At 71.8% G+C, this 20,115-nt stretch carries 18 protein-coding genes and 1 pseudogene; 13 read left to right on the forward strand and 6 right to left on the reverse strand.

Annotated elements, in window-relative coordinates:
* Positions 1 to 46: 46 nt before the first annotated feature.
* Genes QNO09_RS19140 through QNO09_RS19155 form a run of 4 tightly spaced genes read left to right on the forward strand, consistent with a single transcriptional unit; the run spans position 47 to position 4,145 of the window.
* Positions 47 to 973 (forward strand): ABC transporter permease, encoded by a 927-nt coding sequence (locus QNO09_RS19140; protein WP_283971421.1) that lies wholly within the window; start codon positions 47 to 49, stop codon positions 971 to 973.
* Entirely contained in the window at positions 966 to 1,934 is a 969-nt protein-coding gene (locus tag QNO09_RS19145) for an ABC transporter permease (protein WP_283971422.1), read from the forward strand. Before QNO09_RS19140 ends, QNO09_RS19145 begins: the two co-directional genes overlap by 8 nt.
* Positions 1,935 to 1,945: 11 nt before the next feature.
* Positions 1,946 to 3,004, forward strand: a complete 1,059-nt coding sequence (locus QNO09_RS19150) for an ABC transporter ATP-binding protein (protein ID WP_283971423.1) — start codon at positions 1,946 to 1,948, stop codon at positions 3,002 to 3,004.
* The gene (locus QNO09_RS19155) at positions 2,997 to 4,145 is read left to right on the forward strand and encodes an ABC transporter ATP-binding protein (protein WP_283971424.1); all 1,149 of its coding nucleotides are present in this window, start codon (positions 2,997 to 2,999) and stop codon (positions 4,143 to 4,145) included. Before QNO09_RS19150 ends, QNO09_RS19155 begins: the two co-directional genes overlap by 8 nt.
* A 275-nt stretch (positions 4,146 to 4,420) precedes the next feature.
* On the opposite strand, the gene QNO09_RS19160 is transcribed toward QNO09_RS19155, so the two are convergent.
* On the reverse strand, positions 4,421 to 6,544 hold the full coding sequence (locus QNO09_RS19160; protein WP_283971425.1) for a S9 family peptidase: 2,124 nt from the start codon (positions 6,542 to 6,544) through the stop codon (positions 4,421 to 4,423).
* Positions 6,545 to 6,721: 177 nt separating this feature from the next.
* Here QNO09_RS19160 and QNO09_RS19165 point away from each other — a divergent pair, with 177 nt between their 5' ends.
* From QNO09_RS19165 to QNO09_RS19185, 5 genes and pseudogenes are all read left to right on the forward strand, one after another.
* The gene (locus QNO09_RS19165; protein ID WP_031103282.1) at positions 6,722 to 6,916 is read left to right on the forward strand and encodes a hypothetical protein; all 195 of its coding nucleotides are present in this window, start codon (positions 6,722 to 6,724) and stop codon (positions 6,914 to 6,916) included.
* A gap of 28 nt (positions 6,917 to 6,944) precedes the next feature.
* Positions 6,945 to 7,805 (forward strand): N-acetyl-1-D-myo-inositol-2-amino-2-deoxy-alpha-D-glucopyranoside deacetylase, encoded by an 861-nt coding sequence (gene mshB, locus QNO09_RS19170; RefSeq protein WP_283971426.1) that lies wholly within the window; start codon positions 6,945 to 6,947, stop codon positions 7,803 to 7,805.
* Positions 7,802 to 8,212: a DUF6113 family protein gene (locus QNO09_RS19175; protein ID WP_283971427.1), complete on the forward strand. Its 411-nt coding sequence runs from the start codon at positions 7,802 to 7,804 to the stop codon at positions 8,210 to 8,212. The genes mshB and QNO09_RS19175 overlap by 4 nt, the downstream gene beginning before the upstream one ends.
* 156 nt (positions 8,213 to 8,368) lie before the next feature.
* Complete coding sequence (locus QNO09_RS19180) at positions 8,369 to 11,020, forward strand: hypothetical protein (RefSeq protein ID WP_283971428.1); 2,652 nt, start codon at positions 8,369 to 8,371, stop codon at positions 11,018 to 11,020.
* Between the two features lie 186 nt (positions 11,021 to 11,206).
* Positions 11,207 to 11,299 (forward strand): annotated as a pseudogene (locus tag QNO09_RS19185) (ABC transporter ATP-binding protein); the annotation flags it as partial.
* 91 nt (positions 11,300 to 11,390) lie between these two features.
* On the opposite strand, the gene QNO09_RS19190 reads toward QNO09_RS19185, so the two are convergent.
* Together QNO09_RS19190 and QNO09_RS19195 are read right to left on the reverse strand one after the other, a co-directional pair.
* A complete protein-coding gene (locus QNO09_RS19190; protein WP_283971429.1) occupies positions 11,391 to 12,242 on the reverse strand; it encodes a transglutaminase family protein in 852 nt (283 codons plus the stop codon).
* Positions 12,243 to 12,272: 30 nt separating this feature from the next.
* Positions 12,273 to 13,280, reverse strand: a complete 1,008-nt coding sequence (locus tag QNO09_RS19195) for a GNAT family N-acetyltransferase (protein WP_283971430.1) — start codon at positions 13,278 to 13,280, stop codon at positions 12,273 to 12,275.
* Positions 13,281 to 13,420: 140 nt separating this feature from the next.
* Here QNO09_RS19195 and fdxA point away from each other — a divergent pair, with 140 nt between their 5' ends.
* On the forward strand, positions 13,421 to 13,741 hold the full coding sequence (gene fdxA, locus QNO09_RS19200) for a ferredoxin (protein WP_003973842.1): 321 nt from the start codon (positions 13,421 to 13,423) through the stop codon (positions 13,739 to 13,741).
* 121 nt (positions 13,742 to 13,862) lie between these two features.
* Positions 13,863 to 14,954, forward strand: a complete 1,092-nt coding sequence (locus QNO09_RS19205; protein WP_283971431.1) for a bifunctional succinyldiaminopimelate transaminase/glutamate-prephenate aminotransferase — start codon at positions 13,863 to 13,865, stop codon at positions 14,952 to 14,954.
* 73 nt (positions 14,955 to 15,027) lie between these two features.
* On the opposite strand, the gene QNO09_RS19210 is transcribed toward QNO09_RS19205, so the two are convergent.
* Both QNO09_RS19210 and QNO09_RS19215 read right to left on the reverse strand, forming a co-directional pair.
* Entirely contained in the window at positions 15,028 to 15,474 is a 447-nt protein-coding gene (locus QNO09_RS19210; protein WP_283971432.1) for an ATP-binding protein, read from the reverse strand.
* 547 nt (positions 15,475 to 16,021) lie between these two features.
* Positions 16,022 to 17,002: a heavy metal transporter gene (locus tag QNO09_RS19215; protein ID WP_502962319.1), complete on the reverse strand. Its 981-nt coding sequence runs from the start codon at positions 17,000 to 17,002 to the stop codon at positions 16,022 to 16,024.
* A gap of 85 nt (positions 17,003 to 17,087) precedes the next feature.
* On the opposite strand from QNO09_RS19215, the gene dapE reads away from it, so the two are divergent.
* The gene (dapE, locus tag QNO09_RS19220; RefSeq protein WP_283971434.1) at positions 17,088 to 18,167 is read left to right on the forward strand and encodes a succinyl-diaminopimelate desuccinylase; all 1,080 of its coding nucleotides are present in this window, start codon (positions 17,088 to 17,090) and stop codon (positions 18,165 to 18,167) included.
* A gap of 118 nt (positions 18,168 to 18,285) precedes the next feature.
* Complete coding sequence (locus tag QNO09_RS19225) at positions 18,286 to 19,044, forward strand: LOG family protein (RefSeq protein WP_283971435.1); 759 nt, start codon at positions 18,286 to 18,288, stop codon at positions 19,042 to 19,044.
* Positions 19,045 to 19,135: 91 nt separating this feature from the next.
* Here the strand turns inward: QNO09_RS19225 and folP are convergent, their stop codons facing one another.
* A complete protein-coding gene (folP, locus tag QNO09_RS19230; protein WP_283971436.1) occupies positions 19,136 to 19,996 on the reverse strand; it encodes a dihydropteroate synthase in 861 nt (286 codons plus the stop codon).
* Positions 19,997 to 20,115: the final 119 nt, after the last annotated feature.

The following is a 20,115-nucleotide window of genomic DNA, read 5'->3' on the forward strand; positions in this document are numbered from 1 at the left end:
ATGAGTGCGCAGGCCTCGCCGACCCCTCACGGCATGGAGGCGCAAGATGGGGCGCTACGCCGCCAGGCGACTGCTCCAGATGATCCCGATCTTCATCGGGACAACTCTGTTGATCTTCCTGATGGTCCACATTCTGCCGGGCGACCCGGTCCGGGCCATCTACGGGGACAAGGCTCCCGATCCCGCACAGATCGCGCAGATCAAGCGCGAGTACGGCTTCGACAAGCCCGTCCTCGAACAGTACTTCCACTACATGGTGAATCTCGTCCAGGGAGACTTCGGCAAGACGCTGTCCGGGCGTCCGGTCGTCGAACTGATGGCCAACGCCTTCCCGGTGACGCTGCGGCTGACGCTGCTGGCGCTCACCATCGAGATCATCATCGGCGTTGGTCTCGGCGCGTGGGCCGGCCTGAGGGCCGGCAAGCCGGCCGACACCGGCGTGCTGATCTTCACGTTGACCGTGATCTCCATCCCGGTCTTCGTCCTCGGCTTCATCGCCCGGTTCATCTTCGCCGACGAACTCGGCTGGCTGCCGCCCAACGTCCAGGACTCCACGGACTTCTCACAGTTGTTCCTGCCGGCCCTCGTCCTCGCCATGCTGTCCATGGCATACGTGGCCCGGCTGACGCGGACGACCTTCGCCGAGAACCTGCGGGCCGACTACATCCGCACCGCGCTCGCCAAGGGCCTGCCCCGGCGCCGCATCATCGGTGTCCACCTGCTCCGCAACTCGCTGATCCCCGTGGTCACCTTCGTCGGCACCGACGTCGGCGGCTTCATCGGTGGCGCGGTCATCACCGAGGGCATCTTCAACATCCAGGGTGTCGGCAACCTGCTCTACCGGGCGATCCAGACGAGCGAGGGCTCGACGGTCACGGGTGTGGTGACGGTGCTCGTCCTCGTCATCCTCCTGATCAATCTGCTCATCGACCTGCTGTACGCGGTCCTGGACCCGAGGATCCGGTATGCCTGACGTGACCAAGGCCCAGACCACCGACTCCGCGACCGTGGACGCCGTGGCCCCGCCGGCCGTCGGCGTACCCGCCCCGGAGAGCGTCAAGAAGAGCGAGAAGCCCCGCTCCCTGTGGGGAGACGCCTGGTACGACCTGCGGCACCGCCCCATGTTCTGGGTGTCCTCGGTGCTCCTGGTCCTGCTTCTCGTGATCGCCGCGTTCCCCGGCTGGTTCGCCAGCGTCAACCCGCGCGACGGCGACCTCGTCCACCACTATCTGGGCAAGCCGGAGCTGACGCACTTCTTCCAGCCCGACTGGTTCGGCTACGACCAGCAGGGCCGGTCCATCTACTCGCGCGTCATCCACGGCACCCGCGCCTCCATCATGGTCGCCGTCGGTGTGACCGCCGCGGTCACGCTGGTCGGCGGCCTGCTCGGCATGCTGGCGGGCTACTTCGGCGGCTGGATCGACTCGGTGATCTCCCGGATCATCGACATCTTCTTCGGCCTGCCCTTCCTGCTCGGTGCGATGGTCGTCCTGAACGCCTTCACCGAGCGCAAGGAGTACGTGGTGATCCTGGCCCTGGCCTCCCTGGGCTGGACCTCGATCGCGCGTGTCACTCGTAGTTCCGTGATCACGGCCAAGCAGGCCGACTACGTGACGGCGGCCAGGGCGCTGGGCGCCGGCACCACGCGGATCCTGTTCCGCCACGTGATGCCGAACGCGCTCGCGCCGACCATCGTCGTGGCCACGATCGCCCTCGGCGGTTACATTTCGGCTGAGGCGACGCTGTCGTTCCTCGGCCTCGGCCTCAGCGACCCGACGATCTCATGGGGCATCGACATCTCCGAGGGCAGCAAGGTGATCCGGGACAACCCGCACGCGCTGCTGTTCCCGGCGGGCATGCTCTTCGTGACGGTCTTCGCGTTCATCATGCTCGGCGACGCAGTGCGCGACGCCCTCGACCCGAAGCTGCGCTGAGGAGGGCGTACGTGACCACCATCGAAGAGACCCGTGACGTGCCCGAGCCGCGAGGCGCGGCCCGGGACGAGGTTCCCCTGCTCGAAGTGCGCGATCTGCACGTCGAGTTCCACACGCGTGACGGCGTGGCCAAGGCCGTCAACGGCGTCAACTACACCGTGAGCTCCGGCGAGACCCTCGCCGTGCTCGGCGAGTCCGGCTCCGGCAAGTCCGTGACCGCCCAGGCGATCATGGGCATCCTCGACATGCCGCCCGGGCGGATCCCCCAGGGCCAGATCCTGTACCGGGGCGAGGACATGCTCACCATGTCCGGCGACGCCCGGCGCAAGATCCGGGGCAGGAAGATCGCGATGATCTTCCAGGACGCGCTGTCAGCGCTGAACCCGGTGCTGTCCGTCGGCTACCAGCTCGGCGAGATGTTCCGCGTCCACCAGGGCCTGAGCAAGAAGGACGCCAAGGCCAAGGCCATCGAGCTGATGGACCGCGTGAAGATCCCGGCCGCCAGGGAGCGCGTCGGCGACTACCCGCACCAGTTCTCCGGCGGTATGCGCCAGCGCATCATGATCGCGATGGCGCTCGCCCTGGAGCCGGACCTGATCATCGCCGACGAGCCGACCACGGCCCTCGACGTGACGGTCCAGGCCCAGGTCATGGACCTGCTCGCGGAACTCCAGCGCGAGTACAACATGGGTCTGATCCTGATCACCCACGACCTCGGCGTCGTCGCCGACGTCGCGGACAAGATCGCGGTGATGTACGCGGGCCGGATCGTGGAGACGGCCCCCGTGCACCAGCTGTACAAGCGGCCCGCGCACCCCTACACCAAGGGTCTGCTCGAATCGATCCCGCGCCTGGACCAGAAGGGCCAGGACCTGTACGCGATCAAGGGCCTGCCGCCCAGCCTGACGCGCATCCCGTCCGGTTGCGCCTTCAACCCGCGCTGCCCGCAGGCGCAGGACATCTGCCGTACGGACGTCCCGCCGCTGCACCCGGTCACCGAGCGGGACGGCGGCGAGCTCGTCGGCCGCGGCAGCGCGTGCCACTTCTGGAAGGAGACGATCCATGGCTGACCTGGAGAAGACGGACGAGTCCATGGACGCCACTCCCCACACGACCGAGGTCGACACGGTCGAGGCCGCCAGTCACGAGGAGGCCGTCGCCGCGATCCAGGCGCCGGTCGAGCGCGGTGAGCCCATCCTTCAGGTGCGCAACCTGGTGAAGCACTTCCCGCTGACCCAGGGCATCCTGCTCAAGCGTCAGATCGGCGCGGTCAGGGCCGTGGACGGGGTCTCCTTCGACCTCTACCAGGGCGAGACGCTCGGTATCGTGGGCGAGTCCGGCTGTGGCAAGTCCACGGTCGCCAAGCTGCTGATGATGCTGGAGAAGGCGACCGCGGGCGAGATCTTCTACAAGGGCCAGGACATCACCAAGCTGTCCGGGCGCGCGCTGAAGGCGGTCCGCCGGAACATCCAGATGGTGTTCCAGGACCCGTACACCTCGCTGAACCCCCGTATGACGGTGGGCGACATCATCGGGGAGACCTTCGAGATCCACCCCGAGGTGGCGCCGCGGGGCGACCGCCGCCGCAAGGTCCAGGACCTGCTGGATGTGGTCGGTCTCAACCCGGAGTACATCCACCGCTACCCGCACCAGTTCTCCGGCGGTCAGCGTCAGCGCATCGGCATCGCCCGCGGCCTGGCACTGAACCCCGAGATCATCATCTGCGACGAGCCGGTCTCCGCGCTGGACGTGTCCGTCCAGGCGCAGGTCATCAACCTGATGGAGAAGCTCCAGGACGAGTTCAACCTCTCCTACCTCTTCATCGCGCACGACCTGTCGATCGTCCGGCACATCTCGGACCGGGTGGGTGTGATGTACCTCGGCAAGATGGCCGAGATCGGCACGGACACGGAGATCTACGACCACCCGACGCACCCCTACACCCAGGCGCTGCTGTCGGCCGTCCCGGTCCCCGACCCGGAGTCCCGCGAGGGCCGCGAGCGGATCATCCTCACCGGCGACGTCCCCTCCCCGGCCAACCCGCCCTCGGGCTGCCGCTTCCGCACCCGCTGCTGGAAGGCCGAGGACAAGTGCGCCCAGGAGGTTCCCCTGCTGGCCGTCCCGGAGCGTTTCCAGGGCACGGACACCCCGGCGGCCCACGAGTCGGCCTGCCACTTCGCGGAGGAAAAGGACGTGGTCCACGCGGCCTGAACGTCCATGTGACGCCCGTGCCGGTTCCCGGCGCCTCGCGGAGGCGCCGGGAACCGGGCTGTCCGGCCCGACGGCGGGCAGGGCGGCCGCCGGGGCGGCGCGGGTGGGCGTACCGGGTACCCACACCCCTGCAAACCCCCGCGAACTGCGTTTACACGCAGGCAACTTCACTGACCCGGTTCCGATATACGGACGCGTCAGGCTGGTCAGCGTACGGCCGTGCGGGTGCCGTAGACGGGCCGGGGCGCTGTGAGGCGTCCCGGCCCGTCGTCGTCTCAGGGGGTCGTGAGGCCCAGGGAGCGCTTCAGGAAGTCGACCTGGAGGAGGAGCAGGTTCTCGGCGACCTGTTCCTGGGGGGTGATGTGGGTGACGCCGGACAGCGGCAGCACCTCGTGGGGGCGGCCGGCGGCCAGCAGGGCCGAGGACAGGCGCAGGGCGTGGGCGACCACGACGTTGTCGTCGGCGAGGCCGTGCACGACCATCAGGGGCCGGTGCGGCTCGGCCGGGGAGGACAGGCCCTCGGCGGTGACCAGGGAGCTCTTCGCGTAGGCCTCGGGGTGCTGCTCGGGTGTGCCCAGGTAGCGCTCGGTGTAGTGGGTGTCGTACAGGCTCCAGTCCGTCACCGGCGCGCCCGCGATGCCCGCGTGGAAGACGTCCGGGCGGCGCAGCACCGCCAGGCCCGCCAGCCAGCCGCCGAACGACCAGCCGCGGATCGCCACCCGGGACAGGTCCAGGGGGTGGTGCTTCGCGAGGTCCTCCAGGGCTTCCACCTGGTCGTCCAGCGACAGCGTGAAGTCCTGGTGGATCGCTTTCTCCCAGGCGGGGGAGCGGCCCGGGGTGCCGCGGCCGTCCGCGACGATCACCGCGAAGCCCTGGTCCGCGAACCACTGCGACGTGAGGTGCGGGTTGTAGGCCGCGACCACCCGCTGGCCGTGCGGGCCGCCGTACGGGTCCATGAGCACCGGCAGTGGGGTGTCGCCGTCGTAGTCCCGAGGCATAAGCACGGCGCACGGGACGCGGCGTGCGCCCCCCTCGGTGAGCGTCACGCGGGGGGACATACCGGGATCTTCGGCGTGAGAGGGGACAGTCGTGGTCGGTTTTCCGTCGCGCAGGACCTGGACCCGCGCACCTGGCCGGTTCAGCGTCGCCGAGACCAGAACCGTCACCTCCCCGGCCCGCACCGCCGCGTGCACGCCCGGTTCCTGAGACAGCCGCTCCACGCCCAGCTCGTTCACTCGGTACACATGCACCTGGCCCGTCTCCGCCTCGGTGGCCTCCGCCCCCGCCGACGCGGAGATCAGCACGTCCTGCTCGGAGACGTCCAGCACGGCCCGCACGTGCAACTGTGCTCCCGTGAGCGGCCGTTCCCCGACCGCCAGCACCCGCGCACCCCCCTCGTCCGCGATCCGCACCAGCTGCCCGGACGGGCTCCAGCACGGCACCCCGGGGAAAAGATCAAGCCATGTTCGATCTTCGTCGGCGTGCACCATCCGCGTCGCGCCGGTGTCCGCATCCACGGCCAGAATCAGCTGACTGCGCTGGTCGCGCGCCTGTACGAGCAGCAGGGGCGCGCCCGCCGCTGACCAGTGGACATGCGCCAGATACGGGTACCGCGCCCGGTCCCAGGCGACCTCCGTGCGCGGCCCGTCCAGCCCGATCACGAACAGCCGCACCTCCGCGTTGCCCGTGCCGGCCGCCGGATACGGCACCCGCTGCGGCTCCCGTTCCGGATGCGCGGGATCGGCGATCCACCACCGCCGCACCGGCGTGTCGTCCACGCGCGCCACGAGCAGCCGGTCCGACTCCGGAGCCCACCAGAAGCCCCGCGAACGCCCCATCTCCTCGGCCGCGATGAACTCCGCCAGTCCGTATGAGACATTCTCCGACTCCGGCTCCGCGAGCGCCCGGTCGCCCTCTCCCTCGGCGCCCATCACCCGCAGCGCACCCTGCGCGGCGTACGCGATGTGCCGCCCGTCGGGCGACGGACGCGGGTCGATCACCGGCCCGGGCGCGGGCAGCCCACGCGCCGTCCCGGCCCGCAGCTCGGCCGCGAAAAGCCGCCCTGACAAGGCGAAAGAGGCCAATTCGACGGCCGTGTCGGTGGCGTACCCGACGATGCCGGCCCCGCCCTCACGGCTGCGTTCGCGCCGGGCCCGTTCCTCGGGCGAGAGGTCCTCCGAGGCGCCGCCCAGCAGGGCGCGCGGGTCGGCGGCGACGCGCTCCCCGCCCTCCTCCATATCGAGGACCCACAGTGAATTCGCCCGGTCCGTACCGGAACCGGAGCGCAGGAACACGACACGCGAACCGTCGGGCGCCACGGTGAACGAACGCGGCGCGCCGAGCGTGAAGCGCTGGGTACGGGCGTGCCGTCGGGGGAAGGAGTGAGGCTCGGTCGTCATGCCCTGACCATATTGGCCATGCGCCCCCTTGTGCGGCCGTGCGCCGAGCGATGCGCGCAGACGGATAGTTATGATCAATGTCGCATAGTGGGTATGAACCTGCTGGCCGCTGTACGGATTTGATGCCCCCATAGTCCGACCCCCCGCGCCCTCGTGGATCTTTGGAGGTGAGCCGCCGTGGCACTCTCGATTTCGGCGGTAGTGCTGCTGGCGATCATCGTCTTCCTGCTCGTCAAGAAGTCGGGGTTGAAGGCGGGGCATGCGATCGTCTGCATGCTGCTCGGCTTCTACCTCGCCTCCTCGACCGTCGCTCCCACGATCAACGAGCTGACGACGAACATCGCGGGGATGATCGGCAGCATCAAGTTCTGACCGCCGTGGGACCTCGTAGGGTGGTCCCATGACGGAACTGCCCGACCGGCGTCTGCTGCTGGTGCACGCGCACCCGGACGACGAGTCGATCAACAACGGCGCGACCATGGCCAGGTACGCGGCCGAGGGTGCCCACGTCACCCTGGTCACCTGCACCCTCGGCGAGCGTGGCGAGGTCATCCCGCCCGAGCTCGCGCACCTGAGCGGTCCCGCCCTGGGCCAGCACCGCCGCCGGGAGCTCAGCGTCGCCATGACCGAACTCGGCGTGACGGACTTCCGCCTGCTCGGCGGCGCCGGCCGCTACAGCGACTCCGGGATGATGGGCCTGCCCGACAACGACGACCCCGCCTGCTTCTGGCAGGCCGACGTCGACGAGGCCGCCGCACACCTCGTCCGGGTGATCCACGAGGTGCGCCCCCAGGTCCTCGTCACCTACGACGACCACGGCGGCTACGGTCACCCCGACCACATCCAGGCCCACCGCGTCGCCATGCGCGCCGCGGAGCTGGCCGCCGCGTCGGGCTGGACGATCCCCAAGGTCTACTGGAACCGGGTCCCCCGGCCGGTTGTGGAGGAGTCCTTCGCGCGGCTCCGCCAGGACCTGCCCGGCACGCCCTTCACCAAGGCGGCCGACGTCGACGACGTCCCGGGTGTCGTGGCCGAGGAGCGGATCACCACCGTCGTCGACGGCACCGCCCACGCCGCCGCCAAGGCCGCCGCGATGCGCGCCCACGCCACCCAGATCACCGTGGCCGAACCGTACTTCGTGCTGTCCAACGAGCTCGCCCAGCCGATCCTCACGACCGAGTACTACGAGCTCGTGCGGGGCGAGCGGGGACCGGGCGAGAGGGAGACGGACCTGTTCGCCGGTGTCGAGGGGGACTCGTGAGCGACCGGACGCCGATCCTCGCCCAGCCGATGCGGCCGCCCACCGCCGGGCGGGTCGGCGCCCTCCTCGGGTTCTTCGTGCTCGGCGCCGTGGTCGGCGCGGCCGGGGCGCTGGTACAGCCCGGGTGGTTCCCGGGCGGACTGCTGCTCGCTCTCGCCGCCGAGGCCGGAGCCGTGCTCGGTGCCACCCGCGTCATGCGGGCCCGGTCCGGGGGGGTCGCGGTCGCGGCCGGCTGGATGCTGGCCGTCATCCTGCTCACCGCCAGTCGTCCCGAGGGCGACTTCCTCTTCGCCGCGGGAAGCGGCTCCTATCTCTTCCTGCTCGGGGGCATCGCCGTGGCTGTGATCTGCGCCACCTTCGCCCCGGGGTGGCAACCGGACGGTGACCCCGTCCGACTTGGCAAGTGACGTACCACTTCGCCGGGACACGCCCGTGGGGGTCCGGTGTGACTTTCCCCAGTGGTCCTGAGATACGGCTGAGAAGTGGCCAGTATGGTGGTGCGCGCCGCCGAGCTGCCCGCGTGAGGTTGTGTCGGGCGGCGGAGCCAACCGGGAGAACCTGCCTTGAGTCGTGAAACTGACACTCCGTCCTCCGGGCCCAACGGGCGCGGCGGAGCCGCCTACCCGTCGGGCACGCCGCCGTACGGGACCCCGACGGTCTCCGACGCCGGTAGGGACGCGGGCCGTTCCGCCACGCGGCCGGAGGAACGCAAGACCGAGACCACGCTGACGACCCGGATCCGGATCAACATCCCCGGGTCCCGGCCCATTCCGCCGGTCGTGGTGCGCAAGCCCGTCGCGGAGGCGGAGGGTTCCGCCGACACCGACACGCGCGGTGAGGCGTCGGCGGCCCCGGGCGCCGACGCGCCTCCGGCCCCGGTCGAGCCTCCTGTCGAGTCCGCGCAGCCGGGCGACGACAAGCCCACCAGTGACTGGTTCGCGCCCCGCAAGTCCGGCGGAGGCAAGGGTGGTCCGGGCAGCGGCTCCACCAACGGGGCCGGTCTGCCGGGCGGTTCGGCTCCTGCGGCGGGCGGCCCCGGTGCGCCGGGCGCCGGTGTGTCCGGTGGCGCGCGTCCGGGTACCGGGCGGCCCGGTGGCGTGGTCGGCTCCATGGGCGCGCCGGGCGGCTCCCGGGCCGGCGGCACGAACGGTGCCGGGCTGCCGGGCGGCGCGACCGGCGGTCCTGTCGCGCCCGGGCACGGCGGCGGCACCGGCTCCTTCGACGTCACCGAGGCCCTGGCGGCGGGCCCGCTGGGCAACGGTTCGCGTTCCGCGGGCAACGGCTCCCGTCCCGCCCCTGGCGACGGCGGCGAACCGCGCCGCGACGACCTGCCGTACTTCTCCGAGAACGGGCAGGGCGGTTACGACGGCCAGAACGGCGGCCCGAGCGCTGCCCACGGCTTCGGCGAACCCGGCGTGCCCGGGGCCCGGGGCCCGGCCGGCCCGACCGGCGGACCGGTCACCGGCGACGGCCCGATGGTGCCACCGGCCGGTGGCCCGGGCGACTTCAACGCACCAGGCGGCCAGGGTGACCCCGGTGCCTTCAACGCGCCGGGCGGCCCTGGCGCCCCCGGCGGTTCCGGCAGCTTCAGCGCCCCTGGCGGCCCTGGCGGCCCCGGTGGCTTCGGTGACCCGGGTCGGCCCGGTGTCCCGGAGTCGTTCAACGAGCCCGGTGCTGCCGGTGGCTTCGGTGACCCGGGTCGGCTCGGCGCCCCGGAGTCCTTCAACGAGCCTGGTGCTGTCGGTGGCTTCGGTGACCCGGGTCGGCCCGGTGCCCTCGAGTCCTTCAACGAGCCCGGCCGCTCCGGTGCCCCCGGCGGCCCCGGTGCCTTCAACGCTCCCGGCCGGCCGGGAGGCCCCGGCGCCCCCGTCGGTCCCGGCGCCATAGGCGGCGGCCCCGGTGGCCCGGGCGCTCCCGGCGGTCCCGCCGGTACGGGCGTACCCGGAGCCCCTGGCGGCCCGGCGGGCCCGGGTGCCCAGGGCGGCACCCCCGGTGCCACGAGTCCCGGCCCCGGCGGTGGCATGAGCGACGACACCGCCATCCTCACCCCGCAGAAGCCTGCCCCCGAACCGTCGGACGGCCAGGGCTACGGCCCCCGGCACGACAACGTCTCCGGGCACACCGTCACCAGCGGCATCCCCGTCGTACCGCCCGGCGCGGCCTCTCCGTTCGGCCCGGGCGCGCCCGGCGACGGCCCGGTGCCCCACACGGCCCCGAAGCTGCCCGAGCCGGTCTCCCCGCCCCCGGCGAGCTCCTCGAAGGCGCCGAAGAAGAAGGGGCGCAGCAAGCTCGTGCTGCTGGCAGTCGGCGCGGTCGTCCTCGCCGGTGGCGTCTACGGCGCCGGCCTGCTGATGAACCGCACCGACGTGCCCAAGGGCACCACCGTGCTCGGTGTCGACATCGGCGGCACCACCCGCGACGGCGCGGTCCGCAAGCTCGACGAGGCCTTCGACAACCGTGTCGGCAAGGAGATGGCCTTGTCGGTGGGCGGCAAGACCGTCACCCTCGACCCGGACAACGCGGGTCTGCAGTTCGACATGGACGCCACGGCCGACGCGGCGGCGAAGAGCGACTACAACCCGGTCTCCGTGATCGGCTCCCTCTTCGGCAACCACCGTGTGGTCACGCCGGTCATGCCCGTCGACGAGGAGAAGCTGCACGCCTCCCTGGAGGACGCGGTGGGCGGCTCCGGCGCGTCGACCGACGGCACGATCGAGTTCAAGGACGGCAAGGCCGTCCCGGTGTACGGCAAGGTGGGCAAGGGCATCGACCTCGCCAAGGCGACGACGACGGTCGAGGAGGCGTACCGCACCCAGGTGGAGACCGGCAGGGTCGGCACGGTGAGCCTGCCGACCACCACCCGCCAGCCGACGGTCTCGAACGCCGAGGTCGACCGGGTCCTGAAGGACTTCGCGCAGCCCGCGATGTCGGCCAAGGCCATCGTGCAGACCGACGCGGCGCACAGCATTCCGTTCGGCGCGCTGTCGCTGCCGAAGATCCTCGGATTCAAGGCCGTCGACGGCAAGCTCGTGGACACCTACAACCTGAAGGCGCTCAAGGAGGCCTACGGCACGACGTTCGACGGCGTGCAGATCGAGACCGCCACCGGGAAGCGTGACGTACTCCCGCAGGACGTCGTCACCGCACTGCGCCAGGCGCTGCGCGGCAAGACGCCGGCGGAGCGCACCGTGGTCATCGACACCACCCCGAACTGACCCCGGCCCACCCGCCGTACGACAGCCCCTGCCCGGTGAGGGCGGGGGCTGTCGTCGTCACCTCGCGAACGTGACACCTGTCATGCGGCACTCCGGACACCCGGCACCGCCCCCGTCGGCATCCCCCGCTCGGACCCGACCGGACCGTCGCCCTGCTCGGCCCCAGCGGTGCCGCGAGTCCACCACCCTCGACCTGCCATCGTCGCCGGACGCGTGGGCGCCACGCCGCAGAGCGGCGGACTCATGAACGAGGTCACGGTCGCCGAACTCGTCCGGCTCACGAACGCGGCCGGGCGGGGGCGCGGGGAACTGCGCGATCGACCACGACAAACCCGCACACCCGCTTTCGCAACGCTCTCGGCGAAAAGGCTCAGTTGAGCATCGCCCTGGCCGCGAACGCCTCCCCCCGCACCCGCTCGGCAGCCGCCTCGTCCACCGCCTCCACAACCTCCGCGTACGCCTCCAACTCCGCGGCCCCACCCAGGAACTCCCCCCGCTGCACGAGCAACTGCGCCCGCTCGTACCGCAACCGAGCCGGACGCGACGGCAGCAGCAACGACAACTCGACCGCCCACAACGCCACATCCGACCGCTCCGGCCGGGCCGCGGCCCACGCCCGCACGTTGTTCAGGATCCGCAGCACCACATCCAGCGGATCCGCCGGCCGCAACATCGCCGCGTCCAACCGCGCCCCCGTCGCCCCGGCCACCAGCAACTCCGCGTCGGCCCCGCTCAGCACCCGCCCCCCGTCGAACGGATCCGCGAGCACCTGCCCCTCCTCCGGCCCGAACCCGACCACGAAGTGCCCCGGCAGGGCGACCCCGTACACCGGCGCTCCCGCCCGCCGTGCCACCTCCATCCACACCACGGACAGCAGGATCGGCAGCCCCCTGCGCCGCACCAGCACCTCGTGCAGCAGCGAGGACTCCAGCCGCTGGTAGTCGGCCGGGGTGCCGTGGAAGCCCGTCCGCTCACCGAGCAGCTCCCGCAGGGCGACCGCCCAGGCCCGCGGCCCGCCGGGCCGGTACGGCAGCAGCCCGGCCAGCCGGTCCAGCTCGACCTGCGCGGCGTCCAGGCCCGCCTCGTCCAGCTCCCCGTCCGCCACCGCCCCGACCAGCAGGCACAGCGTCGCCAGGTCGGGCCGCTCGCAACGGGCCTCTTCGGCGAACCGCCGCCGCAGCTCGGCGGAACGCTCGGGGGGCGGGGGATACGGGGGACGCATGGCTGGCTCGTGCCCTTCGACGACGATCGGTTACCGGCCGGTGCCGTCGGCGTCCGGCGCCCGGTAGTGGTGGTAGGCGTGATGTGCGGCGAAGCCCATCCGCGCGTACAGCGCCCGCGCTCCCGCGTTCTGGGCCTCCACCTGGAGCCACGCGGCCGACGCGCCCTCGTCGAGCGCCTGACGGGCCAGCGCGGCCATCACGGCCGTGCCGAGCCCCTGCCGCCGCAGCGCCGGATCGACCTCGACGGCGGCGAACCCGGCCCATCGCCCGTCGACGACACACCGCCCGATGGCGGCCGGTGCCGTCGGCCCGGACACGCTCGCGAACCAGACGGACGGCCCGCCGCCGAGCACCCGCAGCGCCACCTCGCTCACGCCCTTGCGCTGATACCGGGCCAGCCACCCCTCGTCGGCCTCCCGGGACAGCACGACCCCCGCCGGGTCGCCCCGGTCGGCGATCGGCGCCAGCGGCCCGACCCACAGCTCGGCGGTCACCTCCCGCTCCCAGCCCCGCTCCTCCAGCTCGGCGCAGAGCAGCTCCTGCGTGCCCTCGGCGCCGGTCGCGGTCTGGACGTAGGCGGGCAGTCCGCGCTCCCCGTACCACGCCCGTACGGCGTCGAGGGCCTCGTCGAGCGGCAGGCCGGGCGCGCCCAGCGGGAGCACCGAGTTGGCCCGCCGTGTGAACCCGGACGCCGCCCGCAGCTCCCACTCCCCGAGCCGTTCGCTCTCCACGGGCCGCCAGGCCCGCGCGGCGACCCGGGCCAGCTCCTCGTAGGAGGCGGCGGGCCCGCGGCGACGCGCCGGTGCGGAGGGCACGACCTTGCCCGCGACCAGCGCCGATTCCGCGATACGGACGCTCTCGCCACTCTTGCGTGTGATCAGCAGCACACCGTTGTCCCATGATGTGAGAACACCGACCGTGTCGGTGAACTTCTCCACCGGAGCCGGACGTTCGGTCAAGCTCCGCACGGAGACCCGTTTGCCCACGTCAGCAGTGGTGATACGGACCTCGAGTCGCCCGGCGGCAGAGATTTCCACAGGTCAGTTCACCCCTCCTGTACGGATCATGCCCAGGAACGGAGATACTAGGGGCGGGCATCGACGACGCCGCGCTCCCGCGCGCCAGGCGGCGGAGCCTGAGGAGGCCCGCCAGCGCCCTATCGAGGAGGAACGACAGCGTGACCTACGTCATCGCGCAGCCTTGTGTCGACGTCAAGGACAAGGCGTGCATCGAGGAGTGCCCGGTCGACTGCATCTACGAGGGCCAGCGGTCCTTGTACATCCACCCGGACGAATGCGTCGACTGTGGTGCCTGTGAGCCGGTCTGCCCGGTCGAGGCGATCTTCTACGAGGACGACACTCCCGAGGAGTGGAAGGACTACTACAAGGCGAACGTCGAGTTCTTCGACGAACTCGGTTCGCCCGGCGGTGCCAGCAAGCTGGGGCTGATCGAGCGCGACCACCCCTTCGTCGCCGCGCTGCCGCCGCAGAACCAGTAAGAGCGGCCCGCACCGGCGCCGCCTCGGTCCCGTACGGCCCGATCAGCCCGCTGATCGCCGTACGGGGCCGAGGCGTTTGCCGTAGCCCGGCTCGTACGTGCCAGAAAGTGAGCCAGAACCCGTGTCCGCAGTCTCCGACCGCCTCTCCACGTTTCCCTGGGACAAGCTGACCCCGTACAAGGCCACGGCCGCCGCCCACCCGGACGGCATCGTCGACCTGTCCGTCGGCACCCCGGTCGACCCGGTCCCCGAGCTGATCCAGAAAGCGCTGGTCGCGGCCGCGGACTCGCCGGGCTATCCGACGGTCTGGGGCACGCCCGAGCTGCGCGACGCGATCACCGGCTGGGTCGAGCGCCGCCTCGGCGCCCGTGGGGTCACCCACCGCCACGTGCTGCCGATCGTCGGCTCCAAGGAACTCGTCGCCTGGCTCCCGACCCAGCTGGGCCTCGGCCCCGGCGACCGGGTGGCCTATCCGCGCCTGGCCTACCCGACGTACGAGGTGGGCGCCCGGCTGGCGCGCGCCGCGTACGAGGCCTACGACGACCCGACGGAGCTGGACCCCGAGGGCCTGAGGCTCCTCTGGCTGAACTCCCCGTCGAACCCCACGGGCAAGGTCCTCTTCAAGGAGGAGCTGACCCGGATCGTGGCCTGGGCCCGCTCGCACGGCATCCTGCTCTTCTCCGACGAGTGCTACCTGGAGCTGGGCTGGGAGGCCGACCCGGTCTCGGTGCTGCACCCGGACGTCAACGGCGGCTCGTACGACGGCATCGTCTCCGTCCACTCCCTCTCCAAGCGCTCGAACCTCGCGGGCTACCGCGCGGCCTTCCTGGCCGGCGACCCGGCGGTCCTCGGGCCGCTGCTGGAGATCCGCAAGCACGGCGGCATGATGACGTCGGCTCCGACCCAGGCGGCCGTCATCGCGGCCCTCGGCGACGACGACCATGTGCGCGTGCAGCGCGAGCGCTACGCCTCCCGCCGCGAGCTCCTGCGCGAGGCCCTCCGCACCCACGGCTTCCGCATCGAGCACAGCGAGGCCAGCCTGTACCTGTGGGCCACGAGGGGCGAGTCCTGCTGGGACACGGTCGCCCACCTCGCACAGCGCGGCATCCTCGTCGCACCGGGCGACTTCTACGGCCCGGCGGGCGCGGAGTTCGTCCGCGTGGCGCTGACGGCGACGGACGAAAGGGTCGCGGCGGCCGTACGGCGTCTGTGAGCGCCGAACGAGCACATGGCGAAGGGGTCCGGGGAAGCTCCCCGGACCCCATCGGCGTCACAGCGCCGGTGCGTCAGCCGACCGGCAGGCTCTTCACCGGCAGGGAGTCGGCGGACGGCACGCCGCCCTGGGCGAGGGAGTCCGTCGGCAGGCCGCCCTTGGTCGAACCGGCCGTGTCGCCGACGAGCTGCCCGGCGGTGCCCGCCGCGTCACCGGCCGTCTTCTGCGCCACGGGCGTGGTCTTCTTGACTGCCTTGCCGCCGGTCTTGCCATCGGCCGGCACCGCCTTCTCGACGGTCTTGCCGCCGGTGTCGCCCGCGGACTCGGTGACGTTCTGCGCCGCGCCGTCGACGGTGTTGCCGACGTTCGCGCCGTCCAGGGCGGTCAGACCCCCGAGGTTCGGGGTGGCGGGCAGCTCGGGGGCCGCGCTGGCGGAACCGGCCGCACCGACCCCGGCAGCCGCTCCCGCTGCGACGATCAGCGCGGCACGGGCGATCCTGCGGGTCAGGGGGAGGGACATGGTGCTCCTTCGACGGGAGAGAACAGTGAGCTTCGTGAAGTGCCCGGCCGGGTGGGGCAGTTGATCGACTGGCGGTGGATCACCCCGGCTCGGACGCAGTGACTACCGCTCGAAGCCCGCGAAGGTTGCGGCGCCGCAACGTAAAGAGTTGGCAATGTGTCGCATTATCGGCTGCGGATAAAAACGGTCAAATAGGCTGCTGCGGGAAACGCCGCCGAATCCTTCCAGCCCTGTGTTGCCAAGGGATTCCACGGTTTCCGGAGGAGGGTGCGAAAACCTGCGCACACCACCGCCGCCGAGCCGTGCGGCTAACCCCCACGGGTGAGCCCCCGCACCCCTGCGCGAGCCAGTGCCGCGGCAGGCAACGTTCGCCCCGTCGCGACGCCCGGCACGCTCCCCCGTTCTCGGCTTCGCTCGAACGGGAGGGGCCCCCACCGCCGCACCGCGCGAAGGCCCAAGTAGCTCCGCTACGAGGGCTTCCACGCGGCACGCCGAGAGCACGCACCGAACGCTGCTCCTTCTCCCACGGAGATCCATCAGAAGGGGCCTAGCCCATCGTGACGATACGGACCGCGTCCGCGTCCCGTTCCGCTCCCGCGGTGCCCTTCGCCGGGGAGTCCCGCCACTGGCTGGCGGTGTTCCCCGCGACCCACTCGCGCCCCGCGTAGGTGACGCGCGCGATGTGCAGCTCGGAGGCGTGGGCCACCGCCCAGTGCGCCAGCTGCCAGCCGCGCCGGTCCGGGCTGCGCCCGGTCGTCGAACCCGGGTCGGCGGTCACCGGCAGGGTCACCGTCCGCCCGCCGGTGCCGGCCGTACCGCTCGGGGACGGCGCCGGTCCCGCCGCCGGCGAGCCGCCCACCTCGGCGCCGGCCGACGCCAGCACATCCCGCCCGAAGTCCCGCACCAGCGCGGCCCGCACCCCGTCCGGACCCGAGGCCCGGGTCGCGCCCGGGCGGCCTTCGCAGGTCAGCGTGGCCGCGGACTGCCCGGTGAGGGCCGCCGCGAGCAGCGCGGCGTCCGGCTCGTGCTTGGCGTAGGCCTGCGGGAAGCCGCTGCGCTGCACCCGCTGGGCGGCGACGGTGAGCGGCAGCCGGGTGTAGCCGGGCACCTTGACCAGGTGTTCGTAGAACTCGCGGGCCGAGTACGTCGGGTCCATGATCTCCTTCGGCGTCCCCCAGCCCTGCGAGGGCCGTTGCTGGAACAGGCCGAGGGAGTCCCGGTCGCCGTGGTCGATGTTGCGCAGCGCCGACTCCTGCAGCGCGGTCGCCAGCGCGATGGTCACGGCCCGCTCGGGCAGCCCGCGCGCGGTCCCCACGGCGGTGATCGTCGCGGCGTTCACCGCCTGCTCGGGGCTGAACTCGTACGACGCCCCGTCGCCCTTGCCGGAGACGACCTTGCAGCCCGGTCCGCCGGAGCCCCCGGTGACGTACTGCACGACGAGGTAACCGGCGACCGCGAGCAGGACCACGAAGGCGGCTCCGCATCGGAAGAGGCGGCCACGACGTTTGGGAGAAGTCGGCTCTGGCACGCGGTACAAGGTACTGGAGAGTACGGAGTGGTATGAGCCGGGTGTGGACAGTGAGGCGACGGTCTGGCGCGTTAGGGTCGACGGCATGGCCGACACCTCGCTTGACCTCACGCTGGACGCCGCGGAGCTGACCGCCCGGCTCGTCGACTTCCGTTCCGAGAGCGGCACCGAGAAGCCCCTCGCCGACGCCATCGAGACGGCGCTGCGCACGCTGCCCCACCTGACGGTCGACCGGTACGGCAACAACGTCGTGGCCCGCACGAACCTGGGCCGCCCGGAGCGGGTGATCCTGGCCGGTCACATCGACACCGTGCCGATCGCGGACAACGTCCCCTCCCGGCTCGACGAGGACGGCGTCCTGTGGGGCTGCGGCACCTGCGACATGAAGTCGGGCGTCGCCGTGCAGCTGCGCATCGCCGCCACGGTCCCGGCCCCCAACCGCGACCTCACCTTCGTCTTCTACGACAACGAGGAGGTCGCCGCGGAGCTGAACGGCCTCAAGCACGTCTCCGAGACGCGCCCCGAGTGGCTGGAGGGCGACTTCGCGGTCCTGCTCGAACCGTCGGACGGCCAGGTCGAGGGCGGCTGCCAGGGCACCCTGCGGGTGCTGCTGAAGACCACGGGCGAGCGGGCCCACTCGGCGCGCGGCTGGATGGGCTCCAACGCGATCCACGCCGCGGCTCCGATCCTCGCCCGGCTGGCCTCCTACGAACCCCGCCGGCCGGTCATCGACGGCCTGGAGTACCGCGAGGGCCTGAACGCGGTCGGCATCGACGGGGGAGTGGCCGGCAACGTCATCCCCGACGCGTGCGTGGTCACCGTCAACTTCCGCTACGCGCCCGACCGCACGCCCGAAGAGGCCGTCGCCCACGTCCGGGAGGTCTTCGCGGACTGCGGGGTCGAGGAGTTCGAGGTCGTCGACCACAGCGGCGCGGCGATGCCGGGCCTGTCCCACCCGGCGGCCAAGGCCTTCATCGAGGCGGTCGGCGGCACCCCCATGCCGAAGTACGGCTGGACGGACGTCTCCCGTTTCTCCGCGCTCGGCGTCCCGGCGGTCAACTACGGCCCCGGCAACCCCCACTTGGCGCACAAGCGGGACGAGCGCGTGGAGATCGCCAAGATCCTCGCGGGCGAGGGGCGCCTGAGGAACTGGCTGACCGCCTGACCCGCCGGGACACCCTCGTGTTTACGGCGCTTCATCGCGGACATGCTCACGTCCCTCGTTCGTAACCCGCGTAGATCTACGCTGAGGTGGAAAGACAGGCACGACGGAGGGAGCGCACATGGCGACCGGCAACCCCGAGGGGAAGAAGCAGCCGCCGGACGAACAGCGCCTGGGTCCCGTCCTCCGGAGGCGGGATCAGGTGCAGGCCAGCACCACGGACCAGCGACTGCTGGACGAGCGTGCCCCCTCCGACTGGGTCCACACCGACCCGTGGCGCGTGCTGCGCATCCAGTCGGAGTTCATCGAGGGCTTCGGCGCGCTGGCCGAACTCCCGCCCGCGATCAGCGTGTTCGGCTCGGCCCGGACCCCGGCGGACTCACCCGAGTACGAGGCGGGCGTCCGGCTGGGCCGGGGCCTGGTGGACGCGGGCTTCGCCGTCATCACGGGCGGCGGCCCGGGCGCGATGGAGGCGGCCAACAAGGGTGCCCTGGAGGCGAAGGGCATCTCGGTCGGCCTCGGCATCGAGCTGCCGTTCGAGCAGGGGCTCAACCCGTACGTCGACATCGGCCTCAACTTCCGCTACTTCTTCGTGCGGAAGATGATGTTCGTCAAGTACGCCCAGGGCTTCGTCGTCCTGCCCGGCGGTCTCGGCACCCTCGACGAACTCTTCGAGGCCCTCACCCTCGTCCAGACCCAGAAGGTCACGCGCTTCCCGATCGTCCTGTTCGGCAGCGACTACTGGGGCGGCCTGGTCGACTGGCTCCGCGGCACGGTGATCGCCCAGGGCAAGGCGGCGGACAAGGACCTGCTGCTGTTCCACGTGACCGACGACGTGGACGAGGCGGTGGCCCTGGTGTCCAAGGAAGCCGGCCGCTGAGGCCTTCGAGCCCGGCCTCGGGTCCGGGTGCGTCGCGGTGAGGTGAGGGCACAGGCCGGGGGGCCGGGGGCGAAGCCCCCCGGTGCTCCGGCTAGGCCAGCCCGCGACGGGCGACGGCAGGGCTCCGATGCCCCGCGATCGCCGAGACCATCTCCAGCACCTGCCGGGTCTCGGCGACCTCGTGCACCCGGTACACCCGCGCCCCCAGCCACGCGGACACCGCCGTGGCCGCCAGCGTCCCCACGACCCGCTCCTTCACCGGCCGGTCCAGCGTCTCCCCGACGAAGTCCTTGTTGGACAGCGACACCAGCACCGGCCACCCCGTGGCGACCATCTCGTCCAGCCTCCGCGTCGCCTCCAGGCTGTGCCGTGTGTTCTTCCCGAAGTCATGGCCCGGGTCGATCATGATCGACTCCCGCGGCACCCCGAGCGCCAGCGCCCGCTCGGCCAGCCCGACCGTGACGTCGAGGATGTCCGCCATGACGTCGTCGTACTCGATCCGGTGCGGCCGTGTCCGCGGCTGCGCCCCGCCGGCGTGCGTGCACACCAGCCCCACCCGGTATCGCGCGGCGACCTCCGCCAGGCCCGGGTCGACACCGCCCCACGCGTCGTTCAGCAGATCGGCCCCGGCCTCGCACACGGCCCGGCCGACCTCGGCCCGCCAGGTGTCCACGCTGATGATCACGTCCGGGAAGCGCCGCCGCACCTCCGCCACGAACCCGACCGTCCGCCGGGCCTCCTCCTCGGCCGTGACCTCCTCGCCCGGCCCGGCCTTGACCCCGCCGATGTCGATGATCGCGGCGCCCTCGGCCACGGCCCGCTCCACGCGGGCCAGGGCCGGCTCGTCGCGGAAGGTGGCGCCCCGGTCGTAGAAGGAGTCCGGGGTCCGGTTCACGATCGCCATGATCACCGGCTCGTGCGTCCCGAATTCCCGCTTGCCCAGCCTGAGCATCCCCTGTGACCTTTCCTGGTACATCCCGTCTGCCGCCGCCTGCGACCCTAACCGCCGGACTCGCATGGCACGATCGGAGCCTGACAACATCCGACTCGGCGGACTTCCGAAGAGTCCGA

It is taken from the genome of Streptomyces sp. 378 (assembly GCF_030124145.1).
Lineage (GTDB): Bacteria > Actinomycetota > Actinomycetes > Streptomycetales > Streptomycetaceae > Streptomyces.

Coding starts and splice junctions, on each gene's coding strand:
- QNO09_RS19140 (WP_283971421.1), top strand. CDS start 47: ATGGGGCGCTACGCCGCCAGGCGACTGCTCCAGATGATCCCGATCTTC.
- QNO09_RS19145 (WP_283971422.1), top strand. CDS start 966: ATGCCTGACGTGACCAAGGCCCAGACCACCGACTCCGCGACCGTGGAC.
- QNO09_RS19155 (WP_283971424.1), top strand. CDS start 2,997: ATGGCTGACCTGGAGAAGACGGACGAGTCCATGGACGCCACTCCCCAC.
- QNO09_RS19160 (WP_283971425.1), bottom strand. CDS start 6,544: ATGACGACCGAGCCTCACTCCTTCCCCCGACGGCACGCCCGTACCCAG.
- mshB (WP_283971426.1), top strand. CDS start 6,945: ATGACGGAACTGCCCGACCGGCGTCTGCTGCTGGTGCACGCGCACCCG.
- QNO09_RS19190 (WP_283971429.1), bottom strand. CDS start 12,242: ATGCGTCCCCCGTATCCCCCGCCCCCCGAGCGTTCCGCCGAGCTGCGG.
- QNO09_RS19210 (WP_283971432.1), bottom strand. CDS start 15,474: ATGTCCCTCCCCCTGACCCGCAGGATCGCCCGTGCCGCGCTGATCGTC.
- dapE (WP_283971434.1), top strand. CDS start 17,088: ATGGCCGACACCTCGCTTGACCTCACGCTGGACGCCGCGGAGCTGACC.
- QNO09_RS19225 (WP_283971435.1), top strand. CDS start 18,286: ATGGCGACCGGCAACCCCGAGGGGAAGAAGCAGCCGCCGGACGAACAG.
- folP (WP_283971436.1), bottom strand. CDS start 19,996: ATGCTCAGGCTGGGCAAGCGGGAATTCGGGACGCACGAGCCGGTGATC.